This window comes from Streptomyces sp. R-74717 (genome assembly GCF_047305335.1).
Lineage (GTDB): Bacteria > Actinomycetota > Actinomycetes > Streptomycetales > Streptomycetaceae > Streptomyces > Streptomyces atratus.
Genome location: NZ_CP102361.1, coordinates 2,858,810 through 2,865,000 on the forward strand (window position 1 = coordinate 2,858,810; position 6,191 = coordinate 2,865,000).

General features: G+C 63.4%; 1 protein-coding gene, 1 tRNA gene, 2 rRNA genes and 1 pseudogene (1 of these 5 cut by a window edge). 2 read left to right on the top strand and 3 right to left on the bottom strand.

Features of this window, described 5'->3' with window-relative positions; all coding sequences use genetic code 11:
• The first annotated feature begins 144 nt into the window (after positions 1–144).
• Both NRF20_RS12715 and NRF20_RS12720 read left to right on the top strand, forming a co-directional pair.
• On the top strand, positions 145–2,772 hold the full coding sequence (locus tag NRF20_RS12715; protein WP_398634130.1) for a SpoIIE family protein phosphatase: 2,628 nt from the start codon (positions 145–147) through the stop codon (positions 2,770–2,772).
• Positions 2,773–2,836: 64 nt separating this feature from the next.
• Positions 2,837–3,114: pseudogene (locus tag NRF20_RS12720) on the top strand (hypothetical protein); the annotation flags it as partial.
• 82 nt (positions 3,115–3,196) lie between these two features.
• Here the strand turns inward: NRF20_RS12720 and NRF20_RS12725 are convergent.
• From NRF20_RS12725 to NRF20_RS12735, 3 genes are all read right to left on the bottom strand, one after another.
• Positions 3,197–3,269 (bottom strand) — tRNA-Thr (locus NRF20_RS12725).
• Positions 3,270–3,486: 217 nt separating this feature from the next.
• Positions 3,487–3,603, bottom strand: a 5S ribosomal RNA gene (gene rrf / locus NRF20_RS12730).
• Between the two features lie 79 nt (positions 3,604–3,682).
• A 23S ribosomal RNA gene (locus NRF20_RS12735) occupies positions 3,683–6,191 on the bottom strand (it continues 616 nt past the right edge of the window).

A 6,191-nucleotide genomic window follows, 5' to 3' on the forward strand; every position in this document is an offset into this window, starting at 1 on the left:
TGTCCATTCACATGCCTGTTCCTGGTCGTTCCTGCCCGAAGTCAGCCCTCGTGTACCCGGTACCGAGAGCGAGCGTCTAGCCTGGCAGGCGAATCGAAGCGGCGAGAAACGGGCACAGGACTCGGGGAAGCGACGAGACACCATATGGGGAGTGCTGTGATCACCGCGCGCGCGGCTGCCACCTTCGACCCGGTCGGGCGCTCCGTCGCGACCGCCCGCGCCTTTGTCCGTGACACCCTCCAAGGGTGGGGATACACAGACGTCGTCGACGACGCCGTCGTACTCACCAGCGAGCTCGTGACCAACGCGGTGGTGCACGCAGGCACCGCCGCGGACGTGCTGTGTCTGCGCACGGAGGACGGCGTCCGGATCGAGGTCTCCGACCACTACCCGGAACGCGAGATCCCCCTCCAGAGCACAGGTCTGGACTTCGGCAGCCCGGACCGTGAGAACGGCCGCGGACTGCTGCTCTGCGCGGCGCTCGCTTCCCGGTGGGGCGTCGAGTATTCGCCCACCCATAAACATGTCTGGTTCCAGCTCGATCTTCCCGAGCGCCCTGTGGGCATCCGCTCCGCCGGCCCCCTGCTCCCGGTCGGCCTGCTCCCGGTCGCCGATGAACGCGTGCGGGTGGCCGTCGTCCAGATCGACAGCACCGGTTCCATCGCCGCCTGGAACGAGGACGCCGCGTTTCTCTTCGGATACGCCGCGGACCAGGTCACCGGTAAGCAACTCACCGACTTCACCGCCTGGCCGCAGACACCAGGCACCAACACCGGCATCGTGGACGCACTGCAGCTCTCGCGCTGGGAGGGCAGTTACGGAATCCGGGGCGCCGACGGCCGCACCATCCCCGTCTACGCCTCGCATCTCCGGGTCCGCGACACCCACGGCGAACCGTCCACGGTCTGTCTGCTCGTCCGCGACTACGAACGTGCCGTGCTCCAGTCCCCGGTACGCACACCGGTCTCCGACGCGAATGCCGAGAGCCACAAGACGGACCCGTTCGAGATCTTCATCGGCTCCCCCGCCCCCGACGACCTCGACGGCCTGCTCCAGCGCACGGTCGAGCGGGCGCGCGACATGCTCGACGCCGATTCGGCCTTCCTGCTGCTGGCGACGGACGACGAAACGGAACTGGAGGTACGGGCCACGACCGGTCTGCCCTCCGCCCGCCAGCGTTTCGCCCGGGTTCCGGTGGAGGCCGGTACCGGACGTTACGGCTCCGCCCGGATGCCCGCCGTCCACGAAGACCTCGACAACGTGCCCGGCGCCGTCCCCCTGCTCGGCGGCACGGGGATGCGCTCCGTCGTCACCGTCCCGCTGAAGGTCGAGGGTCGCCTCACGGGCTCGCTGGGTGTCGCCGCGGAAGCAGCAGGCCGCTACTCCAACGAGGAGGCTCTACGCCTCCAGTTCGCCGCGGACCGCATCGCGCTGGCCGTCGAATCGGCCCGCCTGGGCGAGCTGGAACGCCTGCGCCGCGGTTCTCTCTCCTTCCTCGTCGAGGCCTCCGACCTGCTCGCGGGCACCCTCGACCGGGACCAGACCCTGGCACTGATGGCCCAGATGACGGTCCCCACCCTGGCCACGTGGTGCGCCGTCTACACGATCGCGGACCAGTCCTCGGAGCCGTATCTCTCCTATGTGCTGCATGAGGACGAGGAGCTCATCGACGGCCTCAAGGCCCTGCTCTCCAAGATCGCTCCTCCGGACCCCGTGCCGACCCCAGGTGCCCGTGTCTGGGCGGCCCCGTCGGAGGCCGCCCACCAAGCAGCCCTGCGCACCTCGATGCGTACGCTCGGCCTCGGCGAACCCGGCGGGATCGGCTCCGGCATCCGTACGACGCTCGCCACCGCGGCCGCGGTGGGCGGGGAGACGGTGGTCCTGCCACTCGTCGCCCGAAACCGCGTCATCGGCATGCTCACGCTCGGGAAGCCCTCCGACGACCACTTCCGTCAGGAGATCCTGGAACTGGCCGAGGACCTCTCCCGTCGCGCGGCCCTCGCCCTCGACAACGCCCGCCTCTACTCGGAGCGTATGGCGATCAGTCAGTCCCTGCAGCGCAGCCTGCTGCCGCCGGGGCTGCCCGAGGTCCCCAATGTCGAGATCGAGGTCATCTACCGCGCGGCGGGCGAGGGCAACGAGGTCGGCGGCGACTTCTACGACGTCTTTCCCATCCGCGACGGCGCCTACGGCTTCGCCATCGGTGACGTCTGCGGTACGGGCCCGGAGGCCGCGGCCGTCACGGGTCTCGCCCGCCACGCCCTGCGCCTCCTCGCCCGCGAAGGCTTCGGCGGTCCGGCCGTTCTGGAGCGCCTCAACGCCGCCATCCTGGACGAAGGCGCCCGCAGCCGCTTCCTGACCCTCTTGTACGGGGAGCTGCGGCCCCAGGAGGACGGCAGCGCACTCCTGAAGGTGGTCTGCGCCGGGCACCCGCTGCCGTTGCGCCTGCGCCAGGACGGCTCGGTGGAGTCAGCGGCCGAACCTCAGCCCCTGCTGGGCGTCATCGAGGACCTCGAACTGTACGAGCAGACGGTGACCCTCGCTCCGGGCGATGTCCTGCTGTGCGTGACCGACGGCGTCACGGAACGCCGTGAGGGCACCCGTATGCTCGGCGACGACGGTCTGGCGGACGTCCTGGCCACCTGTACCGGCCTCACGGCCGGCGCGGTGGCAGCACGCATCCTGCGGGCGGTCGAACGCTTCGCAGCTGAGCCGGCCTCTGACGACATGGCCATCCTCGCCATGCGCGTACCTGAACCGCCCACTACCTGACCGCACTTCATCGGGCCGAAGGCTCCGAAAAACTCCGGCCCATGACTTCAGAGACGAACAGTCCATCAGCGCGCTCCGGCGTGCGATCGAGCTCGGCGTGAACCACATCGACACCGCCGCATTCCACTTCTCGTCGCTGCGGTTCGCCGGCGAACTGATCAACCAGGCGCTCACCCACAACACTTCGGCTCCCTGTCCGAGTTCCGCGACGCCGGCCTCATCCGCCGCCTCGGCATCTCCGGAATCAAGGGCAATCACCTCGCCAAGGCCTGGGCCGTCGCCCTGGTGGTGCGCGTACAGAACCGCTACAGCCTCGACTCCCGCAACGCGGGCACGGACGACCACGCCGGCGGGCAGTGAGCACGGAAGCATCGGAACATGCGAAAGGCCCCCGCCGAGTGGCGGGGGCCTTTCGTCTTGCCTGAGCCCCAATGCGGAATCGAACCGCAGACCTTCTCCTTACCATGGAGACGCTCTACCGACTGAGCTATTGGGGCCTGCTGCGCTGTGGCAACGAGGTAAAGCATACCCTGAACTCAGGGGTACTCAGAACCACTGACCACACAAGACTCTGACGGTCTGTCACCGGACCTCGTCGCCCCTCTCGCCACGATGCGTGGCCCGGCCTGCCTCGTCCGAGCCGGCCAGCCGCACGCGTGGCTGAACGCAGAAAAGCCCCGTGCCACAAGGGCACGGGGCTTTCCCGTAAAAGGAGTTCGGCGGCGTCCTACTCTCCCACAGGGTCCCCCCTGCAGTACCATCGGCGCTGAAAGGCTTAGCTTCCGGGTTCGGAATGTAACCGGGCGTTTCCCTAACGCAATGACCACCGAAACACTATGAAATTAACCAACACCGGAACACAACACGGCCGTTCGTTATTTCAGAACAAACACAGTGGACGCGAGCAACTGAGGACAAGCCCTCGGCCTATTAGTACCAGTCAGCTCCACCCGTTACCGGGCTTCCACATCTGGCCTATCAACCCAGTCGTCTACTGGGAGCCTTAACCAATCAAGTTGGTGGGAATACTCATCTCGAAGCAGGCTTCCCGCTTAGATGCTTTCAGCGGTTATCCTTTCCGAACGTAGCCAACCAGCCATGCCCTTGGCAGGACAACTGGCACACCAGAGGTTCGTCCGTCCCGGTCCTCTCGTACTAGGGACAGCCCTTCTCAATATTCCTACGCGCACAGCGGATAGGGACCGAACTGTCTCACGACGTTCTAAACCCAGCTCGCGTACCGCTTTAATGGGCGAACAGCCCAACCCTTGGGACCGACTCCAGCCCCAGGATGCGACGAGCCGACATCGAGGTGCCAAACCATCCCGTCGATATGGACTCTTGGGGAAGATCAGCCTGTTATCCCCGGGGTACCTTTTATCCGTTGAGCGACAGCGCTTCCACAAGCCACTGCCGGATCACTAGTCCCGACTTTCGTCCCTGCTCGACCCGTCGGTCTCACAGTCAAGCTCCCTTGTGCACTTACACTCAACACCTGATTGCCAACCAGGCTGAGGGAACCTTTGGGCGCCTCCGTTACTCTTTAGGAGGCAACCGCCCCAGTTAAACTACCCATCAGACACTGTCCCTGATCCGGATCACGGACCCAGGTTAGACATCCAGCACGACCAGAGTGGTATTTCAACGGCGACTCCACAACCACTGGCGTGGCCGCTTCAAAGTCTCCCACCTATCCTACACAAGCCGAACCGAACACCAATATCAAACTGTAGTAAAGGTCCCGGGGTCTTTCCGTCCTGCTGCGCGAAACGAGCATCTTTACTCGTAGTGCAATTTCACCGGGCCTATGGTTGAGACAGTCGAGAAGTCGTTACGCCATTCGTGCAGGTCGGAACTTACCCGACAAGGAATTTCGCTACCTTAGGATGGTTATAGTTACCACCGCCGTTTACTGGCGCTTAAGTTCTCAGCTTCGCCGACCCGAAAGTCAGCTAACCGGTCCCCTTAACGTTCCAGCACCGGGCAGGCGTCAGTCCGTATACATCGCCTTACGGCTTCGCACGGACCTGTGTTTTTAGTAAACAGTCGCTTCTCGCTGGTCTCTGCGGCCACCCCCAGCTCACCGAGCAAATCGGCTCACCAGTGATGGCCCCCCTTCTCCCGAAGTTACGGGGGCATTTTGCCGAGTTCCTTAACCATAGTTCACCCGAACGCCTCGGTATTCTCTACCTGACCACCTGAGTCGGTTTAGGGTACGGGCCGCCATGAAACTCGCTAGAGGCTTTTCTCGACAGCATAGGATCATCCACTTCACCACAATCGGCTCGGCATCAGGTCTCAGCCTTAACGTGTGACGGATTTACCTACCACACGGCCTACACCCTTACCCCGGGACTACCACCGCCCGGGCTGGACTACCTTCCTGCGTCACCCCATCGCTTACCTAGTACAAGTCTGGTTCGTCGGCTCCACCACTACCCTCAACTCCGAAGAGATCGGGCCGGCTTCACGGACTTAGCATCGCCTGATTCAGTATTGGGCGTTTCAAAGCGGGTACCGGAATATCAACCGGTTGTCCATCGACTACGCCTGTCGGCCTCGCCTTAGGTCCCGACTTACCCTGGGCAGATCAGCTTGACCCAGGAACCCTTAGTCAATCGGCGCACACGTTTCTCACGTGTGTATCGCTACTCATGCCTGCATTCTCACTCGTGAACCGTCCACAACTCGCTTCCGCGGCTGCTTCACCCGGCACACGACGCTCCCCTACCCATCCGTACTCCCGTTGGGGATACATGTACGAATGACACGACTTCGGCGGTACGCTTGAGCCCCGCTACATTGTCGGCGCGGAATCACTTGACCAGTGAGCTATTACGCACTCTTTCAAGGGTGGCTGCTTCTAAGCCAACCTCCTGGTTGTCTCTGCGACTCCACATCCTTTCCCACTTAGCGTACGCTTAGGGGCCTTAGTCGATGCTCTGGGCTGTTTCCCTCTCGACCATGGAGCTTATCCCCCACAGTCTCACTGCCGCGCTCTCACTTACCGGCATTCGGAGTTTGGCTAAGGTCAGTAACCCGGTAGGGCCCATCGCCTATCCAGTGCTCTACCTCCGGCAAGAAACACACGACGCTGCACCTAAATGCATTTCGGGGAGAACCAGCTATCACGGAGTTTGATTGGCCTTTCACCCCTAACCACAGGTCATCCCCCAGGTTTTCAACCCTGGTGGGTTCGGTCCTCCACGAAGTCTTACCTCCGCTTCAACCTGCCCATGGCTAGATCACTCCGCTTCGGGTCTTGAGCGTGCTACTGAAACGCCCTATTCGGACTCGCTTTCGCTACGGCTTCCCCACACGGGTTAACCTCGCAACACACCGCAAACTCGCAGGCTCATTCTTCAAAAGGCACGCAGTCACGACTGCATGTGCAAGCACATACAGCGACGCTCCCACGG

What these genes read in the sequence shown, in the direction of transcription:
- NRF20_RS12715 (WP_398634130.1), top strand. Translation starts at nt 145, where the DNA reads ATGGGGAGTGCTGTGATCACCGCGCGCGCGGCTGCCACCTTCGACCCG.